This window comes from Cyanobium sp. Morenito 9A2 (assembly GCF_024345575.1).
Classification (GTDB): Bacteria; Cyanobacteriota; Cyanobacteriia; order PCC-6307; family Cyanobiaceae; genus ATX-6F1.
Window position 1 is genome coordinate 578,337 of record NZ_JAGQBJ010000001.1, and the last position, 14,722, is coordinate 593,058.

Consider the following 14,722-nt stretch of genomic DNA (forward strand, 5'->3'; position numbering starts at 1 on the left):
CTAGAGGGGGGGGGGTCAAAGGGCGTCCCATTGGTTGCAGGCCGTTGTTGTGTCTCCCGTGGTGTTGTTGCGGCCCATGCTGAGCAGGCCGAGGGTGCCGGAGACTCGGATGCAGCGCACGGGCACGTTGTTGTTGAGGCTCAATCGAATCTCGATGGCTGCACTCGAGGAGGAGGTGCCGGTGGTCAGGGCGATGGCCCCCCGGGGTGTGAACACCCAACTCGCGCTGGTGGACGGGTTGACCGCCACAGCGTAATTGTCTTGCTGGTTGATGGCTGGAAGCCGCAGACTCGATTCGCCCGCACAGGTGGTGGGGGCAACGGTAGCGAGTACGGCGCCCGGGGCCAGCGAACCAGTGTTGACCGTGACCGTGCAGCTGCTGCCGATCTGCTCTGGCCTACGCACCACCTCCTGCAACCAGGCGTAGAGGCTTTCTGCGGCGGCATTGGCCTGCTCCCGCCGCCAGCTGGTCTGGGACACCGTGAACGCTGTGCCCGCCACGATTCCGATGACGGCCACGGTGACGAGCAATTCCACCACAGTGAAGCCAGCCGCCGCAGGATTGGAGGGCCGTGGCTGCGGTCCAATCATGGACAGAAATAGGCCATGGGAGGGACCACATTCTCCACCCGGGTCACCTGGCCCGTCGCCGTGGAGGTGAAGGTGACCTGCAGCACCTTGTCGGCGAGGATGGCACTGGTGCGGGTGCTTCCCGCGGAGGCGGCAACGGCATCCGCCGCATTTTTGACCGGGGTCATGAAGAAGGTGTTGTTCGCCGGTTTGCACCATTCCTCAACCGCAGCCGGTTGACCGACCACGTTGACCCCATTGACCGTGATCGTCGCCCCGGTGGAGAGCTGGGGGAAGTAGAAGCGATCGTCGCTGCGGTCGGTGGTGACACAGGGGGTGGTGGCGGAGACGCCAGTGGGGGCGGTGGTGGTGCAGGTGCCCGAGCAGCAGGTGAAACCAGCCACGGCGCCGCGCACCAGATCGAGGTTCGCGTCGATCTGGGTGTCTTGGTTGGTGAAGTCTCGGGTGAGGTTGCCGGAGCGGTTGGCGCTGATCAGCAGGGCCGCGGAGCCGGCCGCCGCGATGCCGAGCAGCACAATCAGCACTAGCGGCTCAAGGATGGTGAAGCCCCTAGCCCACCGTCGGGGGCCAAGACGCACGCCTCGTTTCATCAAGCTTTGCGTTGCCATCGGAGGTAACCGCTTCAATAGTTTCGGGCGCGGGAGACACTGCGCGCCACCCAATCGGTTCCGCTCCAGTTCACGAAGGTGGTGGCCCCCCCCAGGGTGGCCGTGTTGATGTAGGTCTGGGTGGGGGGATTGGAGGGGGGCACCCGGAAGATCAGATCGCCAAAGGCCCTGAGGTTCTTGACCCAGATGCGCCCGTTGACGTTGTAGCAATTCACATTGCTGGCGGTGCAGGTGCCGCCGAGGGCGGCATTGAGCTCAAGGAAGCCGGTGGGCAGGTAGAACCAGGCCCCCGTGATCTTGCCCGGGTCCGTGCTGCCCGAGGAGGTGGCATTGAGGAAGATGCGCTGGATGTAATTCGGGAAACTGGCGTTGGCGGCGGCCCCGAAGATGTTCCAGCGGTCCGGCTGGCCGAGCACCGCATAGGTGGTGTCGGGGATCGGGGTGGAGCAGTTGGTCTGCAGGGAGGGGGGCGCACATTCCACGTGCTGGATCGCATCGCCCGTGCCCAGCAAAACGATGTTCTGGGTCGCGTTGACGTAGTTCCAGCCGCTGGCGGCGTTGTAATGCCAGGACACCGGACCATCGGAGGTGTCAATCACCATGTTTTCTTGCGCGCCGCTGGTGCTGTAGTCAACGTTGAAGCCCTTGCAGTGGAAGCCCTCGGTGCCGCTGACGGGCGATATTGCGCTGTACTCGCAGCTCGGAACGCTGGCCCAGGCAAAACCGCCTGACTCCGGGCAGGTGACGGCATTGTTGGCGGCTTTGCAGGCGGCCCGGGCAGCGGTGGTGGTGGCAAAGCGACGTTCCACCGCCTTCGTGGTGCGGTTGGTGCGCAGGTATTCGGCCACCCCAGTGGCTGAATTGCTGATGTTGGCGCCCGTGGTGTTGAAGGTCTGGATCCCTGCAGCCTTTGTGGCCGTTGTGGTGTAGGTGTAGTGGAAATCAGTGACGGGGGGCAGGTTGAGGGAAACCGGAATCACCGGCACGCTGGAGATCATCGTGCCGTTGATGTTCGCCTGCTGTTGGGCGGTGGTGGCCGGAGGGGTATTGCCAAAACCGGAAATCAATTCATTCTGGCCGGAATTGCTGTTCGGCACAGCGTTCTTGATCTGGGTCCAGAAGTCTGCATCGTTGTAATTGGATCCAACACCAAACTGGCCATTGGTGGAGGTGCTGCAGGGGATCACCCGGCAGGTGGCGCGATCGAAGGTGGTGGCTTTGGTGCCGGTCTGGCCGGAAGTGTCGCCGATGATGTTGGAGAGGGGCACCACGGCGCCACCCGCCGTGCGCGTGGTGTAGCTGTCGTTGGCGTAGTACGTCCAATGGGTGCCGCCGCCGAGGCCCGTGATCACCCCGAAATCAAGGCCGCAGAAGCGGCTGTCGGAGCCGATCGAGGCATTGCGCTCGGTGGTGGTCACGTTCGTGCTGCCGTCGCTGACGACGCCGGAGCCGGCCGTGGTGCTGGTGAGGGTGGAGCCCCCGGAGCCGTTGGAGCCGAAGCTGGCCCCGCAGCACTTGGGCAAAAGCTGGAACTCGCGCCTCACCGTGGCGGTCGACAGGGTGACGCCGTTGCGCACCACCCGGCCCTGCACGGTGATCTCCAGCAGGCCCGTGTTGTAGCCCGGCAGGGTGTTGGCGACGCTGGGGGGATCGAGGTTGATCAGCGTGCGGAAATCGTCGCTGCCGGTGCCGGCGGTGGTGGGGGTATTGGTGAATGATTTCTGGCGGCGGTTGGCGACGCCGCTGTCCCCGGCGGAAACCGTCACCGAACTGAGGGCAAATTGACGGGTGCCCGTGTTCACCGTGCCGCTGGTGATGTCACGAAAGGAGCCATCGGCGTAGGCCCTGGCGGTGGCGGTGGGTTGGCCCGTGTTGGCCGTTCCGGGCCGGGTGCCCTTGCCGTCGATGGTGACGCACGGGCTGATGTTGGCCGTGGAGGCCGACCAGGTGCTCATCCCTTCATTGGAGACCAGCAAGCCGCGGTTCTCCGGCTGGTTCCAGGTGGCGATGATGCGGTCAATGCCGGCTTCGGCGGCGGCGCGGGCATCCCGGCTTTCGGTCGACATCGTCGCCCCGAGCCAATCGCCACTGATCAGGTTGGCCATGCCAAGGGAACCCACCGCCAGGGCGAGGATCACCAGGATCCCCACCAGCATCGAGAAGCCTCCGGCCCGGCTGCGGCGGGGGGCCGTGGTCAGCAGCGTGAGCAGGAGCCTCGGTTGCATCGGCCGGTGAAATGATCCCTCCAATCTAATCAACGTTTCTTGGCCGAAGACCCTGGGGCGGCCCCCCTAAGCCAATCCTCACCCGCCGAGCGCCGCCCTTCGCTGGATCTGCTCCAGCAACGCCTGCTGCTCCTCCAGGCCATCGAGCACCACACGGTTCTGCCAGGCGCCCTCCAGGTTCTGGGCCCCATCGATCCCGAAGGCGGGGCCGCAGCGCATCAGCACCTGGCCGCCCCAGATCGCGCTGGGAGGAGCCCCCTGGCTGTAGGTGATGGGCGGCTGGTCGGTGGCCAGGCGCAGGTGCAGCACGGGGGTGCGCCCGCCCAGGTTGCAGGCCGGTGGCTCGCTGGCCGGATCGGCGCTGATCGCCCCGGCGCGGCGCAGGTCGCTCTCCACCAGCCGCAGGGCCCGCTGGGCAAACTCCTGCTGGCGCAGCTGGCGGCCCATGGTCTGGCTCAGGCGGCAGCTGAGGAGCAATCCCTGCACCACCGCCCCAGCCACCACCAGGCCTGCGGCCAGGGCCAGCAGCAGCTCCACCAGGGTGAAACCGGAAGAAACTTGACGCTTGGAGGTCTTCATGGGGCCCCATCGCGAAGACAGTTGGCGCTCTGCAGTCCCTGGGGATCGCCCTCATAGCGGCCCACCCGCAGCACACCGAGGGGGAGGGCCATCACCACACAGCGCTGCAGAGCGGTGCCGCGCCCCCAGACCACCACGGTGCCGCCATCGATCAGCAGGCCGTTGGCGGTGAAGCGCAGGCTCAGCGGAAGGTTGCTGGCCCACTCCACCCCCTGGCCGCGGTGGTTGTCGCCCAGATCGCTCAGGGCGCCCTGGCAGGCCGGCAGCGTCCCATCGCCGGGGGCCTGCCAGCCCCCATCCCCGAGGCTGAGGCCGCAGGGCTCGCCGCGCCGCTCGGCCTCGGCCCTTCCTTGTTGGATTCCCTCCAGCAGCAACCGGGTGCTGGCCTCCACCCGCTGGCGGGCCAGCAGCTCGGCGCCGCTGCCGAAGGCCAGGGCCCCCAGGATCCCCAGCACGGCCACTGTGACCAGCAGTTCCGGCAGGCTGAAGGCGGCTCCGGTTTGGTGGCGGCGGCTCATGGGGTCACCCCCGTCGCGCAGAGCCCGTAGGCCGCCGGGGTGAACAGCCGCTGGCGGCTCAGCGCTGGGCTCGCTCCGCGGAAGACCAGGCGTACCTCCCGCGGACCCAGCGCCTCCAGCTGACGCTCCAGGCCCGTCGGCAACGCCCCAGGCCCAGGCGCAGACCCCTGGCTGGAATTGATCAGCGCCACCATCAGGCCCGCCGGATCAACGCAGGCCGGATCGGGGCTCGGGCGTTGGGCCGCCCCCTGGCGCAGGCGCTGGTCGGCCGCGAGCAGTTCCAGCTCGATCCGCTCCATCCGCTCGCGATCGGCCCGCTGTTCAACCAGCGAGCGCCCCATGCCGGCGGTGAGCTGCAAGGAACTGCCGCTGGCCAGGCTGAACACCAGCGAACCGATCAACACGTCGGCGAAGTTCATGGCCCCTCCTGGCGCAGGCCGCGCACCAGGGCGCTGCCGGGGTCGAGGCTGAGTCGGAAGCTGCCGGTGCGGGCGGTCTGCGACCCTGCTGCCGCCGCCGGATCGTTCTGAACCTGGAGCTGAATCAGGGCCGAATCGGCGCTGGCGTTCCAGCTCAGCAGCTGCACCGTGGCGCTTCCCTCCCCCGAGGGCACCTGCAGGCTCGCGGCGGGCGTGCTGCCGAGCAGCAGCTGAGCCGCGACCAGCTGGGCGGCAGAGTTCAGGGCGTCCTCGCCCTGGCGGCGGCGCAGGTCGGCTGTCAGGGCCTGGCGGCTGGCCAGGGCCGTGCCCAGCAGCGAGAGGCTGCTGAGCACCATCACCAGCCCCGCCAGCGTCGCCAGGGGCAGCACGGCACCGGCGTCCGCCCGGCGCAGGGGCCCCTGGGGGCATGGGGGGCCTGGGGGCCCCAGGCGCTGAAGGGGGCGGGGCATCGGAAACCTCTCCGGATGAACTCCCGTTCAGCGTTCCCACCGGTGGACAGGGCCGAGGGGCTCAGGCCTGGGAATCAGCCCTGGAAGTGGTGTGACGCTGCAGTCCCAACGCTGCGATCACCGTCAAGACCGTGCCCACTTCAAGATTGCCCCTAGGGGAGAGCGCCTCGTAGGGGGTTTCACGCCCAAGGACGACTTCGCGGGCGATCTGAGTCATCCCCTTGGCCCGGGCGATGTCCCCCAACGCCGCGCCAGCACCCGAGGATCGCCTTCCTCGGGCGCCGCATCGAGATAGGCGGCCCCATCCGCATCGCTGCGGAGATGATCCGCGGCATCCCAAGGGGTGGTGAGCGTTCTGGGCATGGCTCGATCCTCCAGGGAGCGTGGTCGCCCTAGCCGCCCCTTGCTTGCCGCAGGAGCAACGGGTTCAACCTCAAAGCGGAATCGGCCAGCGCGTCCCTCTGCCCAGGACCTGGGCGAAGCGCCGATTCCATTCGGGCTAAAGGCCCCAGGTCTCTGGGCGGCTGATTCAACCCGTCGGCGCAGCGTTCAGCGACCCGCCCATTCTGGCTACCGCCATGGGCCTTCTCAGACGTTCCAGATGGGGGCCAGATCCACCTCCAACCCTGGGAACGGTGCACCGCTCTCCAGCGGGGCGGCGGCGTCCTGGCGCTCGACGGTGGTGGCGCCAGCACGCCAGATCTCCACGGCCCGTTTCTCAGGAAGCAAGAACCAACCCAGCTGGACACCATTGGCCCGATAGGTCTCCATCCTCGGGCGCAGGGCGCTGACGCCACAGCTCCCCTCGGCTGAGGCGCTGGCCAGTTCGACCACCAACTCGGGGCAGAGGGGGGCGAAGTCCCCGGCGTTGCTCCGGGCTGAGGGCCTGCCAGCGATCCATGCGTACCAAGGAGGCATCGGGGCTGAGCACCCAGCCGTCCGGCAGACGGAATCCGGTGGAGCTGTCGAACCCCTGCTAGTCGCCCGAGGCCTTCGCGAAGCGTTTGAGCTGGAAGGACAACTCGCCGTTGCGGGCGCCGGTTGCGCTGCCGGTGGGGGTTATGGCGATCAGCTGGCCATCCGCCGTCAGTTCCAGCAGCGCATCGGGATTGGCCTGGCACACCCGCTCAAACTGATCGTTATTGAGCCGCAGATCCCACGGCAGCTGCAGGGGCTGCAGAGCGGGCCATGGGCTTGGAGGGGCCAGCGTTATGAACCAACCGCCAGGTGACCATCAGCCTACCGACAACGTTCGGCTCGTCCCATGGTGCCGGGCCCGTCCGACCCTTACCCGATCCGGTGGTCGATGACCTGGCGCGCCGGGGGGCCACCACTTCGTCCGCGGGTCTCCAGCTGAAAGGGGCGGCCTTGATCAGCGAGGAGCGCGACGCTTGAGCCGCCGCCCTACTGGTTCAACTTCAGCACCGCCATGAACGCCTCCTGGGGCACGTCCACCTTGCCCATCGCTTTCATGCGTTTCTTGCCCTTGGCCTGCTTCTTGAGGAGCTTCTTCTTGCGGCTGATGTCGCCGCCGTAGCACTTGGCGAGCACGTCTTTGCGGATCGCACTGATGCTTTCGCTGGCGATGATGCGGCTGCCGATCGAGGCCTGGATCGGAATTTTGAACTGCTGGCGCGGGATCAGCTCCTTGAGCTTCTCCACCAAGCCCTTGCCCACGTTGTAGGCCTTGTCGCGGTGCACGATCGTGGTGAGTGGATCGGCTTTTTCAGCGTTGATCAGCACATCGAGGCGCACCAGTTCGTTCTTGCGGTAGCCGATCAGGCTGTACTCCATCGAGGCGTAGCCTTTCGTGCGGCTCTTCATCTGATCGAAGAAGTCGGTCACCACCTCCGCCAGGGGCATCTCGTAGTGCAGGGTCACCCGTTCCGGGGTGATGAACTTCATGTCGATGAACTCGCCCCGGCGCTCCTGACAGAGCTCCATCAGAGCCCCGTTGTAGGTGTTGGGGGTGTAGATCTCCAGCTTCACGTAGGGTTCCTCGATCGATTCGCGCTGCTGCGGATCGGGCAGGGTGGCGGGGTTGTCCACCATCAAGGTGCTGCCGTCGACCATGTTCACCTGGTAGATCACCGACGGCGCCGTCACGATCAAGTCCAGGTCGTATTCGCGCTCCAGGCGCTCCTGCACGATCTCCATGTGCAGCAGGCCCAGGAAGCCGCAGCGGAAGCCAAAACCCATGGCGCTGCTGGTTTCTGGTTCGTACTTCAAGGCGGCATCGGAGAGTTGCAGCCGATCGAGCGCCTCGCGCAGATCCGGGTACTGGTCGGCGTCGGTGGGGAACAGGCCGCAGAACACCATCGGCTTGGCCTCGGCGTAGCCCGGCAGGGGCGCCTCGGCCGGATCAGCCAGCAGGGTGATCGTGTCGCCCACGCGGGCATCGGCCACCGCCTTGATCGAGGCTGCCAGGTAGCCCACCTCACCCGCATGCAGGCTCTCCACCTGGCGCTGATCCGGCGCCATCACCCCCACCTCATCGAGCTCGATGGTCTTGCCGCTGGCCATCAGCAGCACCTTGTCTTTGCGCGCGATCCGTCCGCTGATCACCCGGAAATAGACGATCACGCCCCGGTAGGCGTCGTAATAGGAATCAAAGATCAGTGCCCGCAGGGGTTCGTTCACCCGATCGGGCGGCGGCGGCACCCGCTCCACCACCGCCTGCAGGATCTCAGGGATGCCCAAGCCCGTCTTGGCGGAGCAGGGGATCGCGTTGGAGGTGTCGAGGCCGATGATCGACTCGATCTCCTCGCTGATGCGCGCCGGATCGGCCCCGGGCAGGTCGATCTTGTTGAGCACCGGGATGATCTCCAGATCGTTCCCCATCGCCAGATACACGTTCGCCAGGGTCTGGGCCTCCACCCCCTGGCTCGCATCCACCACCAGCAACGCGCCCTCACAGGCCTGGAGCGAGCGGCTCACCTCGTAGGAGAAATCGACGTGACCGGGGGTGTCGATCAGGTTGAGGATGTACGTCTCGCCATCGGCGGCGGTGTACTCCATCCGCGCCGCCTGGAGCTTGATCGTGATGCCGCGCTCCCGCTCCAGTTCCATGTTGTCGAGGAACTGGGCCTGCATGTCGCGCGCTGCCACGGTGCCGGTGGCCTGCAGCAACCGATCGGCCAGGGTCGATTTGCCGTGGTCGATGTGGGCAATGATGCAGAAATTGCGGATCCGTGAAACGGGAACATCGGTCATCGCGCCTTGAAAGCCCGTTCAGGGAAGCCAGTGGGGACGATCCTAGGAATCAGGTGCCTGGGCCCCAGGACAAACATCTCAACTAAGCTAAGACTTAGTCCACTCCCGAGCCATGGCGCCCCCAGCTCAGCCGTCGCCCAAGCAGGGGGGCCTGCGCCAGGTCAACGTGCACGAAGCCAAAACCCAGCTCTCCCGACTGCTCCAGGAGGTGGAAGCCGGCCAGGCGGTGGTGATCGCCCGGGCCGGGGTCCCCATCGCCCAGCTGGTGCCCCTGCATCGCATCGCCCCCGGCGTCGCGCCGCCAGGGGCGATGCGCGGTGAGATCACCATGGCGGACGACTTCGATCGGCCCCTGGACGACCTGTTCACAGTTCTGCAGACGCCGATGGCCCCCTGATCCATGGCACGGTTGCTCCTCGACACCCACTTGGTGCTCTGGTGGATCGGAGATCACCCGCGGCTGCCCAAGGCCGCCATTGGGCTGATCCGCGACCCCGATAACGAGGTCCATGTCAGCCAGGTCTCGCTCTGGGAGCTGGCGATCAAATCCTCCCTGGGGCGGCTCGATGCCGACCTGGCCAGGCTTGAGCAGTGCATTCCCGCCCAGGGCTTCCGCTGGTTGCCGATCCGCAACCAGCACCTGCTGGCGGTGGCCGAACTGGAGACCAGCCCTTTGCACCACGACCCGTTTGATCGGCTTCTGGTGGCCCAGAGCCGCTGTGAACCGCTACGGCTCCTCACGTCCGATCGCCAGCTCGCGGCCTATGGGCCCACGGTGACGGTGCTCTGAAACCAGACGACCGCCAGGCCAGCTCACTAAGCTCAACTCAGCTTCCAAGCCCCCATGAGCACTGAAACCGTCAACGACCCCCGCGCCCTCACGATCGAGAACGTGGAACGCGTGCTCGATGAGCTGCGCCCCTACCTGATGGCCGACGGCGGCAACGTCGAAATCGTGGAGATTGACGGCCCGATCGTGAAGGTGCGCCTCCAGGGCGCTTGCGGCACCTGCCCCAGCAGCACCATGACCCTGAAGATGGGCATCGAGCGCAAGCTGCGGGAGGAAATCCCCGAAGTGAACGAAGTGGTTCAGGTGCTCTGAAGCAAAACTTCACACTCGGGTGCGAGAGGCAAGGTCTTGGACTATGCCCCGCGCTGATTCAAGAACAAAATTCTCAAATCCTCTTACGAACTCCATTCTGTCGTAAAGATTGGATTGAGCTTTTTCTTGTATTTCCTGTCGCAAGGATGATCTGATTGCAGGATTGTTAGAGATTTGTGCCGCCAACTTTACATACTCATCCAATGTCTGAGCGATGGGTGGTTGTGAAACACCCATCAAGCGATAAGCGGCTGCAACCATTCGCGTTCGAAGGAACTTTCCTTCCAATGTAACTGTTGGCGTGCCGGCATGGAGGGTTTCAAACAGTGTGATGCCACTACCAAAATAGATCGGATCTAACAACACGTCGATACACCCAGCCAACCCAAAAAAATCTTTTCTAGACATGCGACCGAGCAGGATCAGCCGTTCACTGACAGATGGCGCCTGCTCAGCCATCCGGTTCAAAAAAATCTCCGTCGACGAGGTGACTTCAGATTCCACGAAGACGAACCAAGCTTTGGGCGCATCAAGGGCCAGCCGCTCCAGAACCGCATCAAAATCTGGGTGGATCTTTTCAAGCGATTGGAGGCAGCCGATCAGAGCGTCATCTGGGGGAAGAAAGAAATAATCTCGCGTGAGCAAGGAACCTTCTATCGCATCCGATGGGAAGCAACATGGCAAACCCGGTAACCGAATCAGCCTTTCGCTGTAATGGTCTTGGCCCATTTCGGGCTCTACCAAATCCCCTGAAATGTAGGCATCAACGAAGGGCATGCCAGACGTTTGCGGCCAACCCCACCCAGTTACCTGCAGTGGTGCGTGACGACGGGCGGCAAGCTGAGTCATGGCTGGGTGGGTGCCGATGTCAGTGAAAAACAGCACATCAAGAGTGAGAGCACGCAGACGTTCAGTGGATTCATCCAAGGAACCGGAGAGACGCACAACTTCTTGACAGCACGACTCCAGTCGATCGGTGGTTGCATCGTGCTTTGCGTCGGCGAGGTGGATCAGCACCACCTCGATTTGATCTCGATCGAGGTGTCGAATAAGACCCTCGAATGCCCTGGTGACACTGTGATCATAGAAACACCCAGATAGAAAGCCAACTCTGATTTTCCTTGAACTTGTCTGGCCAGGATTGACGTAAACCTCACTAGCAGCTGACTGGTCGCCAAATGAACGAACCATCAGACGCCCATAAGCCTCCAATAACGGGCGATCATTCTGGTTATGAGTGCTGAGGTAGAAGGGATGACATGTCAATGTTGTAGGCATGCACTCGGTGCATTCATCCTTCACAATCGCATCCATTAGAGCCAAGCAACGCTTGCGTAGATTGCTGATCTGCTCGGTCGATGACGCAACTACTGGCAACACAAAGGCATGATTGAGTTGCAGGATTAGCGAATTAGGGCGCAGGGCGAGTGCTTCAGAATGCCAATGAATGGCCTCGTCTGGCCTGGAAATACTACGATAGAGAAAACCTAAAGCTGAGCGGCATTCGATATTGCTGGGGTCCAATTCTGCTGCACACTTGAGCGCCTGAGCAGCTTCTCCCAAAAGACCCAAATGGCCCAGAGTCTGGCCGAGTCGATCCCAGGCCAACGCCGAATGAGGGTCTCGCTCAAGCACCAACAGAAATGTCTGGCGTGCTTCCTGATGGGCGCCATCGGCAGCGAGCTCGATTCCGTGCTGAAGAAGAGACCTTGCTTCCTCGGCACCCAAGGTCAGTTTCTCTGATGGGTCAAGCTCAGACAAATCAACTGCGCACAGCTACAGGAATACTAACGACGCACTTTTTATCACTCAGCGCATACACCCGTTTTGAGAGCTTCGGGGCAGCCCCGTAAGCTCCCCTTTCCCTTGGCGATCGAGCCGTGCTGGACCAGCGCCTGGTGCGCCAGAACCCTGAGCTGGTGGTCGAGCAGCTCGGGCGCCGTGGCCTCAAGCTCGACCTCACCGGCCTGCAGCTGATCGCCCAGCAACAGCGCGACCTCGAAGAGCAGCTCAGCAACCTGCAGGCCGAGGGCAACCGTGTGGGCAAGGAGGTGGGCCAGCGCATCTCGACCGGCGCCTCGCCGGCGGGCCCGGAAGTGAAGGAGCTGCGCGAGCTCGGCAACCGCCTCAAGCAGCAGGTGGCGGTGCTCGATGAGGAGGAGAAATCCCTCAGCGCCCGCTTGCGCGAGCAGCTGCTGGGCCTGCCCAACCTGCCCTCGGCCCTCAGCCCCGAGGGGGTCAGCGAAGCCGACAACATCGAGGTCAAGCGCTGGGGGGAACCCCGGATCGAAATGGGCCTGCAGGAGCATGGCGCCATCGCCGAACGGCTCGGCCTGCTCGACACCGAGCGCTCCGTGCGCATCGCCCAGAGCCGCTTCGTGACCTTGCTGGGCCAGGGGGCGCGGCTGGAAAGAGCCTTAATCAGCTTCATGATCGACCTGCACGCCCGTAAGGGCTACCGCGAGGTCTTGCCGCCGATCCTGGTGAACACCGCCAGCCTCACGGGCTCCGGCCAGCTACCCAAATTCGCGGAAGAAAGCTTCCGCTGCGCCGACGATGACCTCTGGCTCACCCCCACCGCCGAGGTGCCTCTCACCGCCTTGCACCGCGACGAGGTGATCCCCGCCGAGCAGCTGCCGCTCAGATACGTCGCCTTCACCCCCTGCTTCCGGCGTGAGGCGGGCTCCTACGGCCGCGACACCAAGGGCCTGATCCGCCTGCACCAGTTCCACAAGGTGGAGCTGTACTGGTTCTGCCATCCGCAGCACTCGGACGCGGCCCACGAGCAGCTCACGCGCGATGCCGAGTCCGTGCTTGAAGCCCTGGAGCTCCCCTACCGCCGTATCGAGCTCTGCACCGGCGATCTGGGCTTCTCCGCCGCCCGCACCTTTGATCTGGAGGTCTGGCTGGCGGGGGCCGGCACCTACCGGGAGATCTCCAGCTGCAGCACCTGCGCCGAGTTCCAGGCGCGGCGCTCCGCCATCCGTTTCAAGGAGGGCAAGGGCACCCAGCTGCTGCACACCCTCAACGGCAGCGGCCTGGCGATCGGCCGCACCATGGCCGCCCTGCTGGAGCACGGCCAGCAGGCCGATGGCTCGGTGGCCCTGCCGGCGGCGCTGTGGAGCTATTTCGGCGCCGAGCGCCTCACGGCGGAAGCTTGAACGGCTGCGCCAGACTCAGCCCTTCTCAAGCGTCGTTCCGTAATGGGTGTCCTCACCGCACTGGCGATCCTGGCGGGCCTGATCGTTGTGCATGAGGCGGGCCACTTCTTTGCCGCCACCTGGCAGGGCATCCGCGTCAGCAGCTTCTCGATCGGCTTCGGGCCGGTGCTGATCGAGCGCCAGCGCCGGGGCGTGCAGTTTGCCCTGCGCGCCTTCCCCCTGGGAGGCTTCGTGGCCTTCCCCGGCGACGATGACGACGGCAGCGCCATTGCGAGCGATGACCCCGATCTGCTGCGCAACCGCCCCCTCACCCAGCGCGCCCTGGTGATCGCCGCCGGCGTGATCGCCAACCTGCTGCTGGCCTACGCGGTGCTGCTGGGCCAGGGCCTGGTGCTGGGCATGCCCACGGGCTTCAGCGCCACCCCCGGGGTGCTGGTGGTGGCCGTGCAACCCGGCCAGGCGGCGGCCAGCGCTGGCCTTCTGGCCGGTGATCGGATTGTTTCGCTCTCCGGGGTGCCGATCGCCGGTGGCCAGGAGGCCGTGGCGGAGATGGTGGAGCAGATCAAAGGCGCCCCTGGCCAGGCGCTGCAGCTGGAGGTGGAACGCGGCGCCCGCCGGATGTCCCTGCGCCTCACCCCCGCCGACCTGCGCGGCAGCGGCCGCATCGGCGCCCAGCTGCAACCCAATGGCACCGAGTCCTTCCGCCCCCCCACCAGCCCCCTGGAGCTGGTCGGCCAGGCCAACCGGGAGTTCTCCCAGCTCCTGGGCCGCACCGTCGATGGTTTCGTGACCCTCGCCACCCACTTCGGCGAGACCGCCGGCCAGGTGTCGGGCCCGGTGAAGATCGTCGAGATGGGGGCCTCGCTGGCCAAGCAGGGCGGCAGCAGCCTGTTCGTGTTCACGGCCTTGATCTCCATCAACCTGGCGGTGCTCAACGCCCTGCCCCTGCCGCTGCTCGATGGCGGACAGTTCGCACTGCTGCTGCTTGAGGGCGTGCGCGGCAAGCCCATCTCCGATCGCCTGCAGAACGCTTTCCTCCAATCCGGTTTCGTGTTGCTGGTGAGCCTGAGCGTGGTGTTGATCGTCAAGGACACCTCCCAGCTGCCTCTGGTGCAGCAGCTGCTCAACCGCTGAATCCACCGGCCAGCACCGCCCCGACCAGCCCATGCCCCGTTTCCCCAGTGCCCGCACCCGGGCCCCGCTGATCTTGGCGCGGCTGGGGGAGCTCTACCCCGACGCCACCTGCTCGCTTGATTGGCGCACCCCCTGGGAGCTGCTGGTGGCGACCATGCTCTCGGCCCAGTGCACCGATGAACGCGTCAACAAGGTCACCCCGGCCCTGTTCGAGCGCTTCCCCGATGCCGCCGCCGCCGCCGCCGTGACCGGCCTCGATGTGGAGCCCTACGTGAAATCCACGGGCTTCTTTCGCAACAAGGCCAAGAACATCGTCGCCAGCTCGCGCCTGCTGATGGAGCGCCACGGCGGTGCGGTGCCGGCCTCGATGGAGGAGCTGTTGGAGCTGCCCGGCGTGGCGCGCAAGACCGCCAACGTGGTTCTGGCCCATGCCTTCGGCATCAACGCCGGCGTCACGGTGGACACTCACGTGAAACGGCTCAGCAACCGCCTGGGTCTGACCAAACAGAGCGATCCCCGCCGGATCGAGCCGGAGCTGATGAAGCTGCTGCCCCAGCCGATGTGGGAATTGTTCTCGATCCGGCTGATCTTCCACGGCCGCGCCGTCTGCAACGCCCGCAAGCCCGCCTGCGACGGCTGCCCGATCGAGGACCTCTGCCCGAGCCATCCGGCCAGGCGGTAAGCTCGGCTATCTCCTGCTAC

General features: G+C 65.2%; 18 protein-coding genes. 6 read left to right on the top strand and 12 right to left on the bottom strand.

Features of this window, described 5'->3' with window-relative positions; translation table 11 throughout:
- Window positions 1-15: 15 nt before the first annotated feature.
- The 11 genes from KBY88_RS03055 to lepA form a co-directional block, all read right to left on the bottom strand.
- Window positions 16-591, bottom strand: coding sequence for a pilus assembly FimT family protein (locus tag KBY88_RS03055; protein ID WP_254938396.1), 576 nt, complete (start codon window positions 589-591; stop codon window positions 16-18).
- Window positions 588-1,106: a hypothetical protein gene (locus KBY88_RS03060; RefSeq protein ID WP_254938397.1), complete on the bottom strand. Its 519-nt coding sequence runs from the start codon at window positions 1,104-1,106 to the stop codon at window positions 588-590. The genes KBY88_RS03055 and KBY88_RS03060 overlap by 4 nt, the downstream gene beginning before the upstream one ends.
- Window positions 1,107-1,213: 107 nt before the next feature.
- Complete coding sequence (locus KBY88_RS03065; protein WP_254938398.1) at window positions 1,214-3,424, bottom strand: hypothetical protein; 2,211 nt, start codon at window positions 3,422-3,424, stop codon at window positions 1,214-1,216.
- A gap of 78 nt (window positions 3,425-3,502) precedes the next feature.
- Window positions 3,503-4,003, bottom strand: coding sequence for a prepilin-type N-terminal cleavage/methylation domain-containing protein (locus KBY88_RS03070; RefSeq protein WP_254938399.1), 501 nt, complete (start codon window positions 4,001-4,003; stop codon window positions 3,503-3,505).
- Window positions 4,000-4,521, bottom strand: a complete 522-nt coding sequence (locus KBY88_RS03075) for a GspH/FimT family pseudopilin (protein WP_254938400.1) — start codon at window positions 4,519-4,521, stop codon at window positions 4,000-4,002. The genes KBY88_RS03070 and KBY88_RS03075 overlap by 4 nt, the downstream gene beginning before the upstream one ends.
- Window positions 4,518-4,940: a hypothetical protein gene (locus KBY88_RS03080; RefSeq protein ID WP_254938401.1), complete on the bottom strand. Its 423-nt coding sequence runs from the start codon at window positions 4,938-4,940 to the stop codon at window positions 4,518-4,520. The genes KBY88_RS03075 and KBY88_RS03080 overlap by 4 nt, the downstream gene beginning before the upstream one ends.
- The gene (locus tag KBY88_RS03085; protein ID WP_254938402.1) at window positions 4,937-5,410 is read right to left on the bottom strand and encodes a hypothetical protein; all 474 of its coding nucleotides are present in this window, start codon (window positions 5,408-5,410) and stop codon (window positions 4,937-4,939) included. The genes KBY88_RS03080 and KBY88_RS03085 overlap by 4 nt, the downstream gene beginning before the upstream one ends.
- A gap of 61 nt (window positions 5,411-5,471) precedes the next feature.
- Entirely contained in the window at window positions 5,472-5,627 is a 156-nt protein-coding gene (locus KBY88_RS03090) for a helix-turn-helix domain-containing transcriptional regulator (RefSeq protein WP_254938403.1), read from the bottom strand.
- 371 nt (window positions 5,628-5,998) lie between these two features.
- Complete coding sequence (locus KBY88_RS16110; RefSeq protein WP_315858086.1) at window positions 5,999-6,328, bottom strand: Uma2 family endonuclease; 330 nt, start codon at window positions 6,326-6,328, stop codon at window positions 5,999-6,001.
- Window positions 6,329-6,386: 58 nt separating this feature from the next.
- Complete coding sequence (locus tag KBY88_RS16115) at window positions 6,387-6,533, bottom strand: PDDEXK family nuclease (protein WP_315858087.1); 147 nt, start codon at window positions 6,531-6,533, stop codon at window positions 6,387-6,389.
- Between the two features lie 281 nt (window positions 6,534-6,814).
- Window positions 6,815-8,623 carry a translation elongation factor 4 gene (lepA, locus tag KBY88_RS03100; RefSeq protein WP_254938404.1) on the bottom strand — a complete coding sequence of 603 codons (1,809 nt, stop codon included), beginning with the start codon at window positions 8,621-8,623 and terminating at the stop codon, window positions 6,815-6,817.
- A 112-nt stretch (window positions 8,624-8,735) separates the two neighbouring features.
- Between lepA and KBY88_RS03105 the strand changes: the two genes are divergently transcribed.
- The 3 genes from KBY88_RS03105 to KBY88_RS03115 are packed head-to-tail and all read left to right on the top strand — an operon-like array spanning window position 8,736 to window position 9,725.
- The gene (locus KBY88_RS03105) at window positions 8,736-9,020 is read left to right on the top strand and encodes a type II toxin-antitoxin system Phd/YefM family antitoxin (protein WP_254938405.1); all 285 of its coding nucleotides are present in this window, start codon (window positions 8,736-8,738) and stop codon (window positions 9,018-9,020) included.
- Window positions 9,021-9,023: 3 nt separating this feature from the next.
- Window positions 9,024-9,413: a type II toxin-antitoxin system VapC family toxin gene (locus KBY88_RS03110; protein ID WP_254938406.1), complete on the top strand. Its 390-nt coding sequence runs from the start codon at window positions 9,024-9,026 to the stop codon at window positions 9,411-9,413.
- Between the two features lie 54 nt (window positions 9,414-9,467).
- On the top strand, window positions 9,468-9,725 hold the full coding sequence (locus KBY88_RS03115) for a NifU family protein (protein WP_254938407.1): 258 nt from the start codon (window positions 9,468-9,470) through the stop codon (window positions 9,723-9,725).
- A 9-nt stretch (window positions 9,726-9,734) separates the two neighbouring features.
- Here the strand turns inward: KBY88_RS03115 and KBY88_RS03120 are convergent, their stop codons facing one another.
- Window positions 9,735-11,486: an O-linked N-acetylglucosamine transferase, SPINDLY family protein gene (locus tag KBY88_RS03120; RefSeq protein ID WP_254938408.1), complete on the bottom strand. Its 1,752-nt coding sequence runs from the start codon at window positions 11,484-11,486 to the stop codon at window positions 9,735-9,737.
- 119 nt (window positions 11,487-11,605) lie between these two features.
- Here KBY88_RS03120 and serS point away from each other — a divergent pair, with 119 nt between their 5' ends.
- The 3 genes from serS to nth are packed head-to-tail and all read left to right on the top strand — an operon-like array spanning window position 11,606 to window position 14,702.
- Window positions 11,606-12,886: a serine--tRNA ligase gene (serS, locus tag KBY88_RS03125; RefSeq protein ID WP_254938409.1), complete on the top strand. Its 1,281-nt coding sequence runs from the start codon at window positions 11,606-11,608 to the stop codon at window positions 12,884-12,886.
- A 42-nt stretch (window positions 12,887-12,928) separates the two neighbouring features.
- Window positions 12,929-14,020 (top strand): RIP metalloprotease RseP, encoded by a 1,092-nt coding sequence (rseP, locus tag KBY88_RS03130; RefSeq protein ID WP_254938410.1) that lies wholly within the window; start codon window positions 12,929-12,931, stop codon window positions 14,018-14,020.
- Between the two features lie 31 nt (window positions 14,021-14,051).
- Window positions 14,052-14,702 carry an endonuclease III gene (gene nth / locus KBY88_RS03135; protein WP_254938411.1) on the top strand — a complete coding sequence of 217 codons (651 nt, stop codon included), beginning with the start codon at window positions 14,052-14,054 and terminating at the stop codon, window positions 14,700-14,702.
- The last annotated feature ends 20 nt before the right edge of the window (window positions 14,703-14,722 follow it).